The organism is Pseudomonas sp. EU05-FHT14B02 (assembly GCF_058791055.1).
On the sequence record NZ_JBYTDD010000027.1, the window covers coordinates 14,484 to 29,396 of the forward strand.

General features: G+C 60.4%; 17 protein-coding genes. 5 read left to right on the forward strand and 12 right to left on the reverse strand.

Annotation, left to right across the window (positions count from 1 at the left end; translation table 11 throughout):
- Positions 1-6: 6 nt before the first annotated feature.
- From AC3WTM_RS22295 to AC3WTM_RS22315, 5 genes are read right to left on the reverse strand one after another with little or no spacing between them, the layout of a single operon-like run.
- Complete coding sequence (locus AC3WTM_RS22295; protein ID WP_102671988.1) at positions 7-837, reverse strand: DUF2797 domain-containing protein; 831 nt, start codon at positions 835-837, stop codon at positions 7-9.
- Positions 834-1,094, reverse strand: a complete 261-nt coding sequence (locus tag AC3WTM_RS22300; RefSeq protein WP_053158810.1) for a YeaC family protein — start codon at positions 1,092-1,094, stop codon at positions 834-836. Before AC3WTM_RS22300 ends, AC3WTM_RS22295 begins: the two co-directional genes overlap by 4 nt.
- A 32-nt stretch (positions 1,095-1,126) precedes the next feature.
- Positions 1,127-1,996: a rhomboid family intramembrane serine protease gene (locus AC3WTM_RS22305; protein ID WP_102671989.1), complete on the reverse strand. Its 870-nt coding sequence runs from the start codon at positions 1,994-1,996 to the stop codon at positions 1,127-1,129.
- Positions 1,993-2,967 (reverse strand): metallophosphoesterase, encoded by a 975-nt coding sequence (locus AC3WTM_RS22310; protein ID WP_371918615.1) that lies wholly within the window; start codon positions 2,965-2,967, stop codon positions 1,993-1,995. Before AC3WTM_RS22310 ends, AC3WTM_RS22305 begins: the two co-directional genes overlap by 4 nt.
- Positions 2,964-3,854 (reverse strand): NAD(+) kinase, encoded by an 891-nt coding sequence (locus tag AC3WTM_RS22315; protein ID WP_008016128.1) that lies wholly within the window; start codon positions 3,852-3,854, stop codon positions 2,964-2,966. The genes AC3WTM_RS22310 and AC3WTM_RS22315 overlap by 4 nt, the downstream gene beginning before the upstream one ends.
- 117 nt (positions 3,855-3,971) lie before the next feature.
- Here AC3WTM_RS22315 and AC3WTM_RS22320 point away from each other — a divergent pair, with 117 nt between their 5' ends.
- Positions 3,972-4,922, forward strand: a complete 951-nt coding sequence (locus AC3WTM_RS22320; RefSeq protein WP_102671991.1) for a DUF1853 family protein — start codon at positions 3,972-3,974, stop codon at positions 4,920-4,922.
- Between the two features lie 74 nt (positions 4,923-4,996).
- On the opposite strand, the gene AC3WTM_RS22325 is transcribed toward AC3WTM_RS22320, so the two are convergent.
- Positions 4,997-6,100, reverse strand: a complete 1,104-nt coding sequence (locus AC3WTM_RS22325; RefSeq protein ID WP_102671992.1) for a DUF2855 family protein — start codon at positions 6,098-6,100, stop codon at positions 4,997-4,999.
- 54 nt (positions 6,101-6,154) lie between these two features.
- On the opposite strand from AC3WTM_RS22325, the gene AC3WTM_RS22330 reads away from it, so the two are divergent.
- Positions 6,155-6,814: a TetR/AcrR family transcriptional regulator gene (locus AC3WTM_RS22330; RefSeq protein ID WP_102671993.1), complete on the forward strand. Its 660-nt coding sequence runs from the start codon at positions 6,155-6,157 to the stop codon at positions 6,812-6,814.
- A 23-nt stretch (positions 6,815-6,837) separates the two neighbouring features.
- Here the strand turns inward: AC3WTM_RS22330 and AC3WTM_RS22335 are convergent, their stop codons facing one another.
- Complete coding sequence (locus AC3WTM_RS22335; protein ID WP_102671994.1) at positions 6,838-7,398, reverse strand: NADPH-dependent FMN reductase; 561 nt, start codon at positions 7,396-7,398, stop codon at positions 6,838-6,840.
- A gap of 174 nt (positions 7,399-7,572) precedes the next feature.
- Between AC3WTM_RS22335 and AC3WTM_RS22340 the strand changes: the two genes are divergently transcribed.
- Positions 7,573-7,800 carry a hypothetical protein gene (locus AC3WTM_RS22340; protein WP_102671995.1) on the forward strand — a complete coding sequence of 76 codons (228 nt, stop codon included), beginning with the start codon at positions 7,573-7,575 and terminating at the stop codon, positions 7,798-7,800.
- 88 nt (positions 7,801-7,888) lie between these two features.
- Positions 7,889-8,782: a LysR family transcriptional regulator gene (locus AC3WTM_RS22345; protein WP_102671996.1), complete on the forward strand. Its 894-nt coding sequence runs from the start codon at positions 7,889-7,891 to the stop codon at positions 8,780-8,782.
- Here AC3WTM_RS22345 and AC3WTM_RS22350 read toward each other — a convergent pair.
- From AC3WTM_RS22350 to AC3WTM_RS22370, 5 genes are all read right to left on the reverse strand, one after another.
- Entirely contained in the window at positions 8,748-9,362 is a 615-nt protein-coding gene (locus tag AC3WTM_RS22350) for a GNAT family N-acetyltransferase (RefSeq protein ID WP_102671997.1), read from the reverse strand. The genes AC3WTM_RS22345 and AC3WTM_RS22350 overlap by 35 nt on opposite strands.
- Before the next feature lie 14 nt (positions 9,363-9,376).
- Complete coding sequence (locus tag AC3WTM_RS22355; protein ID WP_102671998.1) at positions 9,377-11,632, reverse strand: Orn/Lys/Arg family decarboxylase; 2,256 nt, start codon at positions 11,630-11,632, stop codon at positions 9,377-9,379.
- Between the two features lie 123 nt (positions 11,633-11,755).
- On the reverse strand, positions 11,756-12,520 hold the full coding sequence (gene dnaQ / locus AC3WTM_RS22360) for a DNA polymerase III subunit epsilon (protein ID WP_102671999.1): 765 nt from the start codon (positions 12,518-12,520) through the stop codon (positions 11,756-11,758).
- Positions 12,521-12,733: 213 nt separating this feature from the next.
- Positions 12,734-13,186, reverse strand: coding sequence for a ribonuclease HI (gene rnhA, locus AC3WTM_RS22365; RefSeq protein WP_007979123.1), 453 nt, complete (start codon positions 13,184-13,186; stop codon positions 12,734-12,736).
- 92 nt (positions 13,187-13,278) lie between these two features.
- Positions 13,279-14,037: a class I SAM-dependent methyltransferase gene (locus AC3WTM_RS22370; protein ID WP_102672001.1), complete on the reverse strand. Its 759-nt coding sequence runs from the start codon at positions 14,035-14,037 to the stop codon at positions 13,279-13,281.
- Between the two features lie 65 nt (positions 14,038-14,102).
- Here AC3WTM_RS22370 and gloB point away from each other — a divergent pair, with 65 nt between their 5' ends.
- The gene (gene gloB / locus AC3WTM_RS22375) at positions 14,103-14,870 is read left to right on the forward strand and encodes a hydroxyacylglutathione hydrolase (RefSeq protein WP_102672002.1); all 768 of its coding nucleotides are present in this window, start codon (positions 14,103-14,105) and stop codon (positions 14,868-14,870) included.
- Positions 14,871-14,913: the final 43 nt, after the last annotated feature.

The window sequence follows — 14,913 nt, forward strand, 5'->3', positions numbered from 1 at the left end:
GAGTCCTTACTGATGCACGGCGAGCTGGTAAGCCGTGTATTTACGAATGTTGATCACGCCGGTGTCGAAGATCAGGTATTGACCTTTGATCCCCATCAGCGTGCCTTCGGCAATCGGGTTCTTGTCCAGGTTGAAGCTGACGATCTTCGCCGGGTACTGCTCGACCGGGTAGCGGATTTCCAGCGGTTCGACGTCGGTCACCGGCTGGATCGCCTGCAAGCCAAATCGCTGCTGCAACCCGAGCAAGCCTTCGGCGCAGCTGTCGAACAGTTGATCGCGGACCTCGGCCAGGTTCACCGCCGCCGCATCGCCCTTGAGCAAAGCACGCCAGTTGGTCTTGTCGGCCACCTGGCTGCGCAACAGATCCTCGACGAAACCGGACTGCTGACGAGTCGATACGCGCATGATCGGCAAGGCCTGGCTCGCTCCCTGGTCGAGCCAGCGGGTCGGCAACTGGGTGGCGCGGGTAATCCCGACTTTGACCCCCGACGAATTGGCCAGGTACACCACGTGATCGGTCATGCAGAACTTCTGGCCCCACTCAGGCTCCCGGCAGGTGCCAGCCTCGAAGTGGCAGCGCTCCGGGCTCATGATGCACACGTCGCACTGGGCCAGTTTGGTCATGCACGGGTAGCAGTAACCCTGGCTGAAACTGGTCTTGGTCTTGCGTCCGCAATGGGTGCAGTGGATCGCTCCCAGGTATTCCAGGCGCACCGTGGTCCCGATCAACGGATTGACCGGGACCTCGGTTTCGCCCAGACGAAATGCGTATTGCACGTTCGACCCGTCCAGGCGCGCCGACATTTTGCTGATTGCACCGCGGCCAATCTCGATCAATGGATGGCATCCGACTTGAACAGGATATTCGGCACTTGGATCGACTTCGAGCTGCATTCCTGCGGGCCCATGTAGCCGGTGCGCTGGTCCTCCGGCAGGTTCTGGATTTCCCAGGCGATCATCGCCTGCAGCGACAGCTCGCGTTGTTCGGCGGTCAGCTTGCCACCGTCGGACCATTTGCCGATTTCCACGGCCAGTTTCAGGCTCTCGTAGATATCGGGGGTGATGTTCTTGATCATTTCGTTAAAAGAGGACATTGGGTCTCCGTCTCTTTATTGCATGTTCTGAATTAGGCGGCCAGTTTACGGCGGTTATACAAACCGCCCAACAAACCGGTGAAGCATCCGATGAGTAACCCGCTGACGTGAGCCGCGTTGGCGATCTCGCCGAAACCGATCATCGAGACCAGCCCGGACAGGCACAGCAACAACCACACCAGCATCATCACCAGCACGCCTCGCGGCAGGCGATAGGCCGGGTTCGGCGCCAGCAACTGGAAGATCCAGCAATGCCCGAGCAGGCCGTACAGTACGCCGGACAAACCGCCGAACAAGGTCGGACCACTGAATAGATACTGGGCAAAGTTCGACACCAGGCTGAACAGCAAGGTCAGGCCGATCAGGTTGATACTGCCCTGGCGCGACTCGATGCGCCGCCCCAGTTCCCAGTACCACATGCCGTTCATCGCCAGGTGCAGGATGCCGAAGTGGATCAGCATCGGCGTGACCAGGCGCCACCACTGCCCCGCCGCCAGGCTGTCGGCCAGTGGTGTGAAGTGGATGTATTCGCCGACCACGCGGAACTCAAGGAAGGTCAGCCAGCGCATCGTTTCAAGGTTGTCGCCCAGCATGGTCACCGCGCCGACAACCAGGCTCAGCAGCAGCACCAGCGCGGTGGCCCTGGCGTATTTCAACTGCTCGACGAACCCCGGGCGCTTGACGGTATGCGCCACCGGAATGTCCAGTTGCTGATCGGGGTCACCCGCCGGAAAACGCTCGTACAGCGCACGCACGTCTTCACTGATGTTGTCCGGCACCCACAGCACCTGCTCGCCAGCTTCCTCGCTGACCCGATGGGGTACTTGCATGCGCTTGAGCAGCGTGACGAACCCGCTCAAGTCCACCGCCAGAGGCAGACGCAATACGGCTACAGCACTCATTGCAACACCTCCGGCCGATCGACATCGACCCAGACGAATTTTTGCGGATCCAGGCGGGTTTCCTGATCCAGTCGGTAGGCAACCAGTTTGCCGTACAGCACCGCGCTGTAATCCAGACAGGCCAGGTTCGGCCGGATCGGTGCCGGCTTGCCGCTGCGCCAGTAATGGCCGACGAACAACAGCGGCTCATCGATACCATAGCGCAGCAAACTGTTCTTTTCGGTGGACGACAGCGGCGTCCGGGCCACGGGTTCCGGCAGTGCATCCGGTTGGAACACGATATCGCCGTAGGTTTTCGGATCGTCTTCCCAGAACTTGGTGCGGAAGAACGAGCGCACCAGGCCGTCGCCGCTGGTCATGGTCAGACCATGGGGCAAACGCATGTCCGTGCCGCGCAGCAGCCGGTCGAATACGGTGCAGGCAAAAGAGCCCGACTCCGCCGACGCCTGGAGAAAATGCTCGTCGACGCAGCCGTTGGGGAACAACGCCCGCAGCGGCTCGATCAGCCCGGCGTCCCAGCAAGCGTGGACCACGCGAAAACGCCCGGCATCGACGAACAATGGCAGCTCATAGAACCATTGCTGGAAGTCGTGCCAGTCACCCGGATGGTGTTCGAACTGGGTCAGGGTTTCGTGCAGCAGGCGAGCATGGCGCGGCGTGTGCTCACGCACGAACTGCTTGCCGCTGCCGGGCAGTGCCGGCGTGCTCCAGCCCAGTGCATTGAACTCGTGGTTGCCCATGATGCACAGCGCCTGACCGGCCTCGACCATGTCGTGGACGATATGCAGTGCCTCGCGAATTCGCGGGCCGCGGTCAATGATATCGCCGACGAACACCGCCATGCGCGAGGCATGTCGCCAGACGCCACCCTGCTTGTGATAACCGAGTCGGTCGAGCAAGTGCTCCAGGGTCAGAGCGCAACCGTGCACGTCACCGATCAGGTCGTAGCTACGCGCGGGATCGAGCATCAGTCGCCTCCACCCCCCAACTTGCTGCCCCAGCCAAGCTTGGTCCGGCAGACTTCATAGTAATTGTGGTCCAGCGGATGGATCAGCCGCAGTTTCTGGGCTTTCTTGCTGACGGTAATGGTGTCGCCCGGCGCGCAGGTGAAGTGGTTCTGCCCGTCGCACGAGACTTGCGGGTAAATCTGCATATCCTTGGACACGACGATTTTCAGCTCACTGTTGCCATCGACCACAATCGGCCTACCCGACAAGGTATGGGGGTACATCGGCACGATCACAATAGCGTCGAGCTTGGGATGCATGATCGGCCCGCCAGCGGACAACGCATAGGCGGTGGAACCGGTCGGCGTCGCGACGATCAGGCCGTCGGCCTTCTGGCTGCAGACGAACTGGCCGTCGATGTACAGCTCGAACTCGATCATTCGCGTGGATTTGCCGGGGTGCAGCACGACGTCGTTCAGTGCATCGCCCTGGCCGATGGCCTCGCCGTGGCGGCGGACTTCGGCCTGCAACAAAAAGCGGTTTTCCACCAGATAGTGGCCATCCAACACTTCGGCGACCTTGGTTTCCAGCTCATCGGGACGGATATCGGTGAGGAAACCCAAGCTGCCCCGGTTGATGCCGAGCACCGGAATATTGTGTTTGGCCAGCGCCCGGGCGGCACCGAGCAGGCTGCCGTCACCACCGACCACTATGACCATGTCGCAGACTTCGCCGAGCATCTTGCGCGACGAGGTTTGCAAGCCGTGCCCTGGCAGCACTTCGGCGATGGTGTCTTCGAGGATCACGTGCAGGTGACGATCGAGCAGAAACCGTTTCAGTCGGCGGACGGTATCCAGCACCTGGGAACTGCCCAGGCGACCGATGATGCCGATATTGCGAAATTGCTCCATGGGGCTCCTGCGGGGATCTGCGTGGCGGCGAAAACCACGATTATGGGCGAAAGCCGCCCGTAGACAAAATCCTTTCAGCTTCAGGGGTGTGCCCGGGTTTCGGGCTATGCTCGCAAGATGATGCTATTTCCGGATTTGCTCCACCTGCCCCATCAGTTACGCCATCCCGAAGTGCGTGACCTGGCGTGGGTCATCCTCGCGCCACCCATGCTGGGCAATACCCCGTGGCCGCAGCGTCATCCGCTGGCCGGCAGCGACTGGGTGCAGGCACCGGATCGGTTGGAGCATTGGCTGCGGCAGCTGGATCGGGACAGTTATGGCCTGCTGCACTGGCTGGCCCAGGCCCGGACCCGACGCCTGGGTTTGTACTACGAACGTCTCTGGCAATTCGCCGTGCAGCATGCGCCGGGCATTGAACTGATTGCCGCCAACATGCCGATTCGCCGCGAAGGGCACACCCTCGGTGAACTGGACTTGCTGCTGCGCGACCGCGACGGCGTACATCACCTGGAACTGGCGATCAAGCTCTACCTTGGCCCGCAATCCGGCGACGGACACGACACCGCCAAGTGGCTGGGCCCGGGATGCCACGACCGGCTCGACCGCAAACTGGCGCACCTGAGCCAGCATCAATTGCCGATTTCCACACGCCCCGAGAGCCGTGAAGTGCTCGCGGCGCTGGATATCCAGGCGTTCAGCGCACATTTATGGCTGGGGGGTTACTTGCTGTACCCGTGGCCCGGACAAGCCGCCCCGCCATTGGGTGCCCATCCGCAGCATTTGCGGGGTCGCTGGTTGCATCAAAAGGATTGGCCGGCGTTATTGGCCCAAAGCCCGCCCGGTCGCTGGCAACCCCTGCCCCGTCACGCCTGGCTGGCGCCAGCGCACTATTCGGCGGAGCACACCTGGAACCCGGGACAGATGCAGGCGTGGCTGGATGAACTGGACCCGCTGGCGCCAGCACAACTGCTGGTGCGCCTGGCGGAAAATGCCAGCGGCGACTGGGAAGAGGCCGAGCGATTGTTTCTGGTGGCGGACCTTTGGCCGAATGTGCCGGGCAATGCCTGAGTTTTGCTGTGTATGAGCCGGCCCCATCGCGATGGGGCGAACCCGGTCTAAGCGGACAACCTCGCAGAATCAAATCACAAGCGAATCACATGCCCCTCCACGGGCGGGACCTGGCCATGAACCAAGCGGGAAATGACCTTTTGCGCCGCCTCGTAACCCTGACTTTCAACAACTTTCAGCAAAGGCTTTTCGCTCCCGGTCACTCGCTGGAAAAACCGCACCAACCCTTCGCCGATATACTGGCTGACCCCTTCCGGCCCCCATTCGGCATTGCGCTTGCGGATCTGGATCGGCGCAAAAAAGAACACCGGCTGCGGCCCTTCGATAGCCGTCAACCGTGGCTCATCGGTACTTTGCGCAGAGCCTGCGAAGCAGCTGTAGACCAGTTGCCCGGCAAAGTGCTGGTGAACCTGATCGCGTAGATTGAGATCGCCGGAAAAATCCACGTACAGCGTAGGATGGTCACCGGTGAGGCCGGCCGATTCGGCATAGGACAGCACATGTTCGTAACAACCGAGGTTTTCGACAAAGGCTTTGTTGGCGGCCGAAGTCAGGGCAATCCGTTCCAGTTGCGAATGACTCTCCAGGCAGACCGCCGTGCCATAGGCGGTTTTACTCGACGCACTGGAAAACACCAATCGGGTTGCTCCAAAGAACCGGTTGTCCTGCAGGAAGTCCGCCAACATCGATGAGGTCAGAAACAACGGCTTGAGCAGTATCTGCAGATTTTCGGTTTCAGGCCTGTAGTACAAATCCCAACTGCAGCGTGTGTATTGGTTGTACGCCGAGGTCAGCCACGACCGGTGTTCGCCCCCATCGTAGAAGCCGCGCTCGGTGACCCGTTCCGGGCGCATCCACAGGTGGCTCGCCAGCGGAAAGTAACCGTAGAAACGTTCGCCCACGTCGATGCCATCCACCTTTGACGCTATGACATCGGCAAACCCCCAAGCCGGAACGTGGCCCCAATCCACCAGGCCTGTAGGAAAGAAACCCCAGTAGTTCATTGAGTCGCCATAAGCCGCGTACGTAATGTTGTTGGTGGTCAATGCGCAACGATCAATCTTCAAGATCACCTCGCCGGTTGCCGGGATCAGGCTACGTTGCTCCCGCTCTATTCGGCTCTGGTCCAGGGCGTTTTTACGGGTAATCAGCCGTGTTACCGTGGCGAAATCTTGCATATTCGGTCTCCTGCTGCGGCACAGTGGCGGGTCACTCAAGAGTATTCACAGCCGATGAAGAGTGGGTTCGGAAAAACCAAGGGCTGCTCGCCCACCCTCAATTCCCGCGCCAAGCCGCTGAAACGGCCGACTCAGGCCCGGGCGATTTTCACCGTCGAGGCGATTTACGAGGCTTTTGTTCGGATTTGGCAGCGTGACGGCTGGTCAGGGCTGACCACCCGGGAAGTGGCATTGGAAGCCGGCGTGGCGATTGGCACGCTATATGACTATTTCCCGAGCAAGGAAGCCCTGCTGTCGGGTTACATCCGACATCGCCTGGATGTATTACTGGCGCAAATGGATCACGACGTCATCCAGCCAACCGACCTGGACTGGCTAACTCGCATCAAGCGTCTTGTGTGTCTGACCTGCGACCCTGACGATGCCCAACAGCCCCTGTTCAACCATGCCGTGTCGCTCATCGAGCATCAAATCGCCGAACCCAAGCATCATCGAAGGGTGTACGAGGAGCTGTCGCAGAAATGGCGTGAAGCCTTTGCTGCTTGCCGCGATTTGCCGATGCAGCCATCAGCACCGACTATTGAAGCCTGGGTCATCATGGCCTGGGGCGGTCGCCGCTATTGCGTCACGGCGCAACCGGCAGCGGAGCAAACTGCCGCCTGGCTGTCTGAAATGGAAACGATGATTTGTAGCCGGTTATCCAGCGCTTCGTAGGACAAAGCGCTGGCCAATGACCATCAAACCTTCTTGTGCTGCTCGACCCATTGCCCATAGGCATTGATGAAATTTTGCAGGAACGGCTTGACCGACTCGGAGAGCTTGCCCGCCTCGTCGAACGCTGAACCGGCGTTCCCCAGATAGGCCTCCGGTTGCTGCATCATCGGCACATTGAGAAACACCATGGATTGACGCAGGTTGTGATTGGCACCAAACCCGCCGACAGCCCCAGGAGACACACTGATAACGGCTCCCGGCTTACCGTTCCAGGCGCTTTTGCCATATGGACGCGACCCCACGTCAATCGCGTTTTTCAACGGTGCCGGCACCGACCGGTTGTATTCCGGGGTCACGAACAACACCGCGTCGGATGAGCTCACCTGTTGTCGGAAAGTGCTGTAGGCTGCCGGCGGTGAAGCGCCATCGATATCTTCGTTATAGAGCGGCAGATCACCAATTTCGACGATGTTGAGCTTCAGATTGGCCGGCGCCAGTTCTATCAGGGCGCGTGCGACCTTGCGGTTGATCGATTCCTTTCTCAAGCTGCCGACCACGACGGCGATCGTATAGACGTTGCTCATTAGATTTCTCGACTGTCCGATAGGAAGAGCTTGTAGTTATAGATGACGATTCAAACAGCGGGCGACCGAAAACCCGGTCCCTGACTATTTTTTTCCCGTAGGAAAACTTACCTCGCCCAAGCACGGTCTACAGTGCCGCAAATTGAGTGATTTATCTCCAGAGGTTCTAAGCAGATGGCAGCAGTACTCGTCGGTCAGTTCCATGCAAGAGACGCGCAAGGCCGCATTTATTCGGTGCACGAGTTTCAGGACTCCACCCCGGCGGCAGAAGGTTCAGGGCCTGTCACCACCTACAAACTGGCCATTGGCGACCGCGTCAACAAGGTCGACGACAATGAATTCACGCTGGTGCAAACCGGCGTGACCATTACCCGCGAACCACAAATCGCCAGCGCTTCATAACCCGTCGTTATGAGCAGAAGTCATATGCACGGACTTGGGGTAGGATTCAGCCACTGACTCCTCCACCTGCTGAACATGGACTTCAAGCATGCGCTTACGCCATATCGAAGTGATCCAGGCACTCTTGCAGACCGGTCACCTGGGCACCGCCGCCGAATGGCTGCAGTTGCCGGTGGCCGAAGTCGAGCGCTTGCTACGCGACGCCGAGGATCAGTTGGGTTTCATGCTGTTCGCCAGCGTGCGTGGACGATTGCAGGCTACTCGCGAAGCGCGGGAACTGCAGGTGGAAATTGCCCGGGTCTACGATGCGCTTGAACCGGTGCAGCGCCTGGCCAACAGCCTCAGGCAATACCTGGCGCCGCCGCTGCGCATCATCTGCACCCCTCCCCTGGCCAACCAATTGTTGCCACACAGCATCGCGGCCCTGCGCCGACGCCTGCCCGATGCGCCTTGCACGCTGCTGAGCCTGCCCACCCGCGACATCGTCAGAAGCCTGCTACTGCGTGAAAGCGATCTGGGCCTGAGCCTGCACGACCCCGATCACGCCGACCTCGACTGCCATGTAATCGCCCAGGGCAAACTCCAGTTGCTCGCCCCCCATGGCTGGCTGCAACCGAAACAGAAATACATTTCACTGCAGGACCTGGCCGGCCAATCGATGATCGGCCTGGAGGGGCACGACCCGTTGAGCCCGGCGCTGGAAAACAAACTGCATGGCTTGCGCCCTGCCCCGGTGATTCAGACCCGGGTCCAGACGCATCAGATGATGCGCAGCATGGTCGAGGCCGGCGAAGGCCTGGCCATCGTCGACCCCTTCACCGCCCTCGGCGCCAAAGCCTCGGGGCTGGACACCTGCCCGCTGGCGCCAGCGGTCCCGATCAGTCTCTATGCCCTGACCCTGAAAAACGCCGAACCTACTCCGGCGGTTCAGACCCTGTTGGCCATCATCACGGAACAAGCCGCGTCGATGCTGACGAACTGAACGGGTTCTCAAGCGGGTTTTCGAACAATCGATACCAGAACAGTGCCACTTCGGCGGTGTTCGGGTCGATGCCGCGATAGCGCAAGTGGTCGATCCCGCCAATCACGTAACCGCAGCGCTCATAGAGCCGGCAGGCCCCCAGGTTGTTGTTCTGGGTTTCTAGCATGATGCCTGGCAGCTTTTTCTTGCGGCTCCAGAATTGCGCCACATCCAGCAGGGCCTTGGCCACGCCATGCCGCCGGGCCGGTGCATGCACCGCCAGCTCGTCGATATGGGCAAAGCCGTTCCAGTTGGTGCTGACCACCAGGTGCCCCACGGGCTGGTCATCCAGATAAGCCATGAAAATTGCGCTGTCGGCAGCATCGCGAAAGCTGCTGAATTCCTCGGGATCGATGCCATAACACTTGCGATAAGGCGTGATCGGGGTGACAGGCCACTGTGCCACCGGCGCTCCTATTTGTGCCGCACCGTAGGCCGCGACTTCAAAACTGAAATCACTGCCCCAGATGTAGGCGGCAAAACCCTCGTCGGCAACCCGTACCGACAACCCTGGATAATTCGGATTTATAACCGACTGCATACTGGGAAATGTCCTCATTCCTTGATGCAATCGACGGTGTAGCACCGTCCACTGCCCTGATCTTCGTGTTGCAATCCGTGCACATCAGCAACGAACCCCGGAAAACTGCTATCGAACGTGCGGGCAAACGCCAGGTAATCGATGATCGAGCGGGTCGATTCGGTAAAACGCTCACCCGGCATGATCAGCGGAATGCCGGGTGGGTACGGCACCAGCATCACTGCAGCGATCCGCCCGTCCAGCGCATCGATCGACACGGCTTCGACTTCACCCCGCACCAATTGATCATAGGCGTCCGCCGGCTTCATCGCGACTTCCGGCAGAACGGTGTACATGCGCTTGAGATGCCTGGCGGTAGCGTTGCTGCGATAACAGGCATGCAACTGATCGCACAGATCACGCAGCCCCATGCCCTGATAGCGCGCGACATTCTCTTGCGCCACACAGGGCAGGCAACTGGCCAGACTGACGTTGGCGTCGTAGCTGCGCTTGAACTCCAGCAGCTCGGTGAGCAGCGTGCTCCACTTGCCCTTGGTGATGCCCATGGAGAACAACACCAGGAACGAGTACAGCCCAGTCTTCTCGACCACCAGGCCGCGCTCCCATAGGAACTTGCTGACCACTGCCGCCGGAATCCCGCGTTCGCTGAGGGCGCCACCGGCCGTCAGTCCCGGCATCACCAGTGTGACCTTGATCGGGTCGAGCAGCACATAGTCGTCGGTCACCCCGCCAAAGCCGTGCCAGTCGACATCGGGTTGCAGCAACCAGTCCTCGGTGACGACCCGCTCAATGCCTTCCGCCGACGGCGGTTGCCAGATCGAGAACCACCAGTCATCGGCGGCAATGTGCTGGCGCAAATTGGCCAGCGCACGGCGAAAACTCAAGGCTTCGTCGAACATTTCCTGCAACAGCGAACGCCCGGCCGGTCCTTCCATCATCGCCGAAGCAACATCCAGTGAGGCGATGATGCCGTACTGCGGCGAGGTCGAGATGTGCATCATGAATGCTTCGTTGAAGCGATCCCGATCCAGTTGCCGCGCACCGCCATCGCGCACGTGAATCATCGATGCCTGACTGAAGGCCGCCAGCAACTTGTGGGTCGAATGGGTGGTAAACACCAACGGGCTGTCTTCATCACGGGAGGTGCCCATGCCGTAGCGCCCGGCAAAGAACTCATGAAACGCTGCATAGGCGTACCAGGCCTCGTCGAAGTGCAACACCTCAACGCTATTGCCCAGTTGCTGCCTGATCAGTTCAGCGTTGTAGCAAAGGCCGTCATAGGTCGAATTGGTCACCACGGCAAGCTTGACCTTCGGGGAACGCCCCTTGGTCAGCGGACTGGCGTCGATCTTGGCCTGGATCGATGCGCGACTGAACTCACTCAGGGGAATCGGGCCGATGATCCCCAGTTCATTACGCTCCGGACACAAATACAGTGGGATGGCGCCAGTCATGATGATCGAATGCAGCACCGACTTGTGGCAATTGCGGTCCACCAGCACCAGGTCATCGCGGGCGACCACCGAGTGCCAGACAATCTTGTTGGCCGTGGACGTGCCATTGATCACGAAAAAGGTGTGATCGGCGCCGAAATTGCGTGCTGCACGGGCCTCGGCTTCAGCCAGGGGGCCGGTATGATCGAGCAAGGAGCCGAGCTCCGGTACCGACACCGAAAGATCCGAGCGCAGGGTGTTTTCCCCGAAAAACTGGTGAAACGCCTGCCCGACCGGACTTTTGTGATACGCCACGCCACCGCCGTGGCCGGGGGTGTGCCAGGAGTAGTTGGAGTCCGCCGTGTGCTGCACCAACGCCTTGAAAAACGGCGGCAGCAGGCCATCGAGGTACTTGCGCGCGGCGCGGGCCACCTGCCTGGCGAGAAAGGGCACGGTGTCCTCAAACAGATAAAGAATGCCGCGCAACTGATTGAGCTCGGCCATGGCGTCGGCGGGTGCGTTTTCCAGGGTCACTTTTTCGCCCAGGGCGAAGATCGGCAAATCCGGTGCACGCACCCGCGCCAGACCGATCAGTTCGGCCATGTTTTGCAACAAATGAGAATGGGTGCTGGCGTCTTCAGAGGCAATCAACATGCAGGACAGACCATGGTAAGTCGACGCAACCAGTCGTCCTTCGGTGTAGTCCACAGCCGAAACGACGCTGAACCCTTCCTGCTCCAGCTCCCGGGCAATCCCCCGCACGCGGTCACCGGCAACGCTGTCGGCCTTGATGTCGCGATGAACGATCAGGACCGGGAATTTCAAGTCTTTGTACATGAGGCTCAGCGTCCTGAGGCGGCAGACCAGAGCCTGCCAATCACCTCAGGGTAGAGTGTTGCAGCGGATGTGGCGAGCGGGATGCCCTGAAATGGGTCACAAGGCGTCCCTTTTTTGAAACGGCTAAGCCTTAGCCTTAGCTTCAGCCTCGGCCAACTGCACCCACAACGCGGGGGCACCTGCGGATTTGCCGATGATTTCCAGACGCGCCGCGTGGCGGGCCAAATCGTCTTCGCTGGCGCGGATGATGCGCGTCGGCTGACGGTCCGCCGGCAAACGGCGAATCTCGGTGGCCGAATTGTCCGCCCCTTCACCCGAGCCATTGCCATCGGAGGCGTTGCCGGCCAGGGACAGACTGGTTTGCCCCCCGGTCATGGTCAGGTAGACGTCGGCAAGAATCTCGGAGTCGAGCAACGCGCCGTGCAGTTCACGGCCGGAGTTGTCGACGCCATAGCGTTTGCACAGGGCGTCGAGGCTGTTGCGCTGCCCCGGGTGACGTTCCCGAGCCATCATCAGGGTGTCGAGGATCGAGCAGTGCTGCGTGATGTCCGCGCGGTCCTGTTGGCCCATCAGGGCGAATTCGTTGTTGATGAAGCCAACGTCGAACGCCGCGTTATGGATGATCAGCTGCGCGCCCTTGATGAACTCGAAGAACTCTTCGGCCACCTCGGCAAAACGCGGCTTGCCCACGAGGAATTCGTTGGTGATGCCGTGGACGCCGATTGCGCCCTCGTCACTTTCGCGATCGGGTTGCAGGTACACATGGAAGTGCCGGCCCGTCAGGCGTCGGCCGATCAACTCGACACAACCGATTTCGATAATCCGGTGGCCGTCGGTCACCGGCATGCCGGTGGTTTCGGTGTCGAGTACAACGGATCTGGTGGCCATCAGTGCTCAGCTCTCAATCGGTCAATCGTGCAAAAACGGCGATGTTAACACGCTCGCCTGGGTCTTTCAGATACACCGAGTCGCCGCCTTCGCGAGCAAGCCCGCTCCCACATTGAATCGGCGTCGGCTCACAACTTTGTGGACGACACGAATCCAGTGTGGGAGCGGGCTTGCTCGCGAAGGCCACGGCGCGGTTCATCCGTAGTACAGAAATCAGCCCTGCTTGTACCCACGCACTTCATCCACGCCACGGTTGGCCAACTGGTCGGCCCGTTCGTTGCCGTGATGGCCAATGTGTCCGCGCACCCATTTCCAGGTGACCTTGTGACGGTTGACCTGCTCGTCGAGCAACTTCCACAGGTCAGCGTTTTTCACCGGTTCCTTCGCCGCTGTTTTCCAGCCGCGCTTCTTCCAGTTGTCCATCCACTCGTTGATGCCTTTCATCACGTACTGCGAGTCGGTCACCAACAACACCTCGCAGGGACGCTTGAGCTCTTCCAGGCCACGGATCGCGCCCATCAGCTCCATGCGGTTGTTGGTGGTATTGGCTTCGCCGCCCCAGAGTTCCTTTTCGACACCCTTGCACACCAGCAGTGCGCCCCAGCCGCCAGGACCAGGGTTGCCTTTGCAGGCGCCATCGGTGAACAGTTCTACGCTATCGCTCATGCCAATCTATCCAGAAAATGCACTGGCCCGCCGATCGCTGATCGACGACGCCCGAAGCCGGGACATGCCCGGCCACAAATGAAAAGTGTGTATTACGGTTCGATGTTGCGTCGATTGACCTTGGCCATCGGCAACGGGATCAGCTTGCCCATCGGTTCGCGCCGCTCCTGACGAACCGGTCGCAAGCCCACCACGATCTTGCGCGCCACCAATAAGTAGAAGCCGCCGCCCGAGAGCTGCCAGTCACCGGCCTTGCGTTCCCAACCGGCCAGGCGGGCCTGCCACGCCGGTGACGCAAGCGGCGGACGATAGCACCCGAAGCGGCGTTTCTCCAGCGCGAAACCCAGCAGGTTCAGCCAGTCGGCGACCCGTGACGGCGAAATGCAGCGCGCCTTGCGCAGCGCATCCTGGGCAAACACATGCCGCAGGCCCCAACTGCTCCAGGGGTTGATGCCAATGATCAGCAAATGCCCGCCGGGGCGTACGCTGCTTGCCGCCTCGCGAAGCAGGCCGTGGGGCGACAGGCAGAAATCCAGGCCATGCTGCAGCACCACCACATCGGCGGCATGCTCGCTCAGCGGCCAGGCCTGTTCCTCACAAACGATCTCGACCCCCGGCAACGGCGCACCAAGTCGTACATTGCGCTGTACCTGAGGGGCAGACGGCGGAGTCTGGGCCGAGGGACCGTAATGCACCAGATAGCCACCAAAGAACCGCCCGAGCTCGTCTTCGAGCATGCGCCGCTCTTCGTCCAGCAGAAATTGCCCGAGGGGACCGGCCAGCCACTCGCGGGCGGCGCTGATCAACGCCAGCCAGTCAGGATCGGCTTGTGCGAACGCTTTATCAGTCATTGCATTCTCCAACGCGCCAGGAAGTTCTAAGATGCGCCAATGTTTTCCGCTTGGCGAATCCGACGATGATACAGATCACAGCCCTGCCCGCCTTCACCGACAACTACATCTGGTTGTTACAAGACCACGGCAGCAAGCGCTGCGCGGTCGTCGACCCGGGTGATGCCGGCCCCGTACAAGCCTGGCTTGCGGCCAATCCGGGCTGGGTACTGAGTGATATTTTGATCACTCATCACCATCATGACCACGTCGGCGGCGTCGAACAGCTGAAAAAAGCGACGGACGCGAAAGTCTATGGTCCGGCCAGCGAAACGATCCCGGCGCGGGACGTTGCGCTCAAGGACAACGACAAGGTCTGCGTGCTCGGCTGGGACTTCGACGTCCTCGCGGTCCCTGGTCACACCCTGGGGCACATAGCCTATTACCATCACGGCTTGCTGTTCTGCGGCGACACTCTGTTTGCCGCCGGCTGCGGACGCTTGTTCGAAGGCACGCCACAGCAAATGTACAGTTCGCTGACACGCCTGGCCGGGTTGCCGGAAGACACGCTGGTGTACTGCACCCACGAATACACCCTCGGCAACCTGAAGTTTGCCGCGGCCGTCGAGCCGGACAACCCGCACACCGCCGAGCGTCTGGCCAAAGTCACCCGCCAACGGGAATCCGGGATCATGACGCTGCCGTCGACACTGGCACTGGAAAAGCTCACAAACCCGTTTTTGCGCTCCGGTGAAACATCCGTTAAAGAAAAAGCGGACGAACGGGCCGGCACCGATAACTCGGCGCCCGATATGGTTTTTGCGGCGCTTCGAGCGTGGAAAGACAGGTTCTAAAGGGGCCTATCAAGATTGCAACAATTCTGAAAGGTTGACCGCG

Coding starts and splice junctions, on each gene's coding strand:
- AC3WTM_RS22300 (WP_053158810.1), bottom strand. CDS start 1,094: ATGTCCTCTTTTAACGAAATGATCAAGAACATCACCCCCGATATCTAC.
- AC3WTM_RS22305 (WP_102671989.1), bottom strand. CDS start 1,996: ATGAGTGCTGTAGCCGTATTGCGTCTGCCTCTGGCGGTGGACTTGAGC.
- AC3WTM_RS22315 (WP_008016128.1), bottom strand. CDS start 3,854: ATGGAGCAATTTCGCAATATCGGCATCATCGGTCGCCTGGGCAGTTCC.
- AC3WTM_RS22320 (WP_102671991.1), top strand. CDS start 3,972: ATGATGCTATTTCCGGATTTGCTCCACCTGCCCCATCAGTTACGCCAT.
- AC3WTM_RS22325 (WP_102671992.1), bottom strand. CDS start 6,100: ATGCAAGATTTCGCCACGGTAACACGGCTGATTACCCGTAAAAACGCC.
- AC3WTM_RS22330 (WP_102671993.1), top strand. CDS start 6,155: ATGAAGAGTGGGTTCGGAAAAACCAAGGGCTGCTCGCCCACCCTCAAT.
- AC3WTM_RS22335 (WP_102671994.1), bottom strand. CDS start 7,398: ATGAGCAACGTCTATACGATCGCCGTCGTGGTCGGCAGCTTGAGAAAG.
- AC3WTM_RS22340 (WP_102671995.1), top strand. CDS start 7,573: ATGGCAGCAGTACTCGTCGGTCAGTTCCATGCAAGAGACGCGCAAGGC.
- AC3WTM_RS22345 (WP_102671996.1), top strand. CDS start 7,889: ATGCGCTTACGCCATATCGAAGTGATCCAGGCACTCTTGCAGACCGGT.
- AC3WTM_RS22350 (WP_102671997.1), bottom strand. CDS start 9,362: ATGCAGTCGGTTATAAATCCGAATTATCCAGGGTTGTCGGTACGGGTT.
- AC3WTM_RS22355 (WP_102671998.1), bottom strand. CDS start 11,632: ATGTACAAAGACTTGAAATTCCCGGTCCTGATCGTTCATCGCGACATC.
- dnaQ (WP_102671999.1), bottom strand. CDS start 12,520: ATGGCCACCAGATCCGTTGTACTCGACACCGAAACCACCGGCATGCCG.
- rnhA (WP_007979123.1), bottom strand. CDS start 13,186: ATGAGCGATAGCGTAGAACTGTTCACCGATGGCGCCTGCAAAGGCAAC.
- AC3WTM_RS22370 (WP_102672001.1), bottom strand. CDS start 14,037: ATGACTGATAAAGCGTTCGCACAAGCCGATCCTGACTGGCTGGCGTTG.
- gloB (WP_102672002.1), top strand. CDS start 14,103: ATGATACAGATCACAGCCCTGCCCGCCTTCACCGACAACTACATCTGG.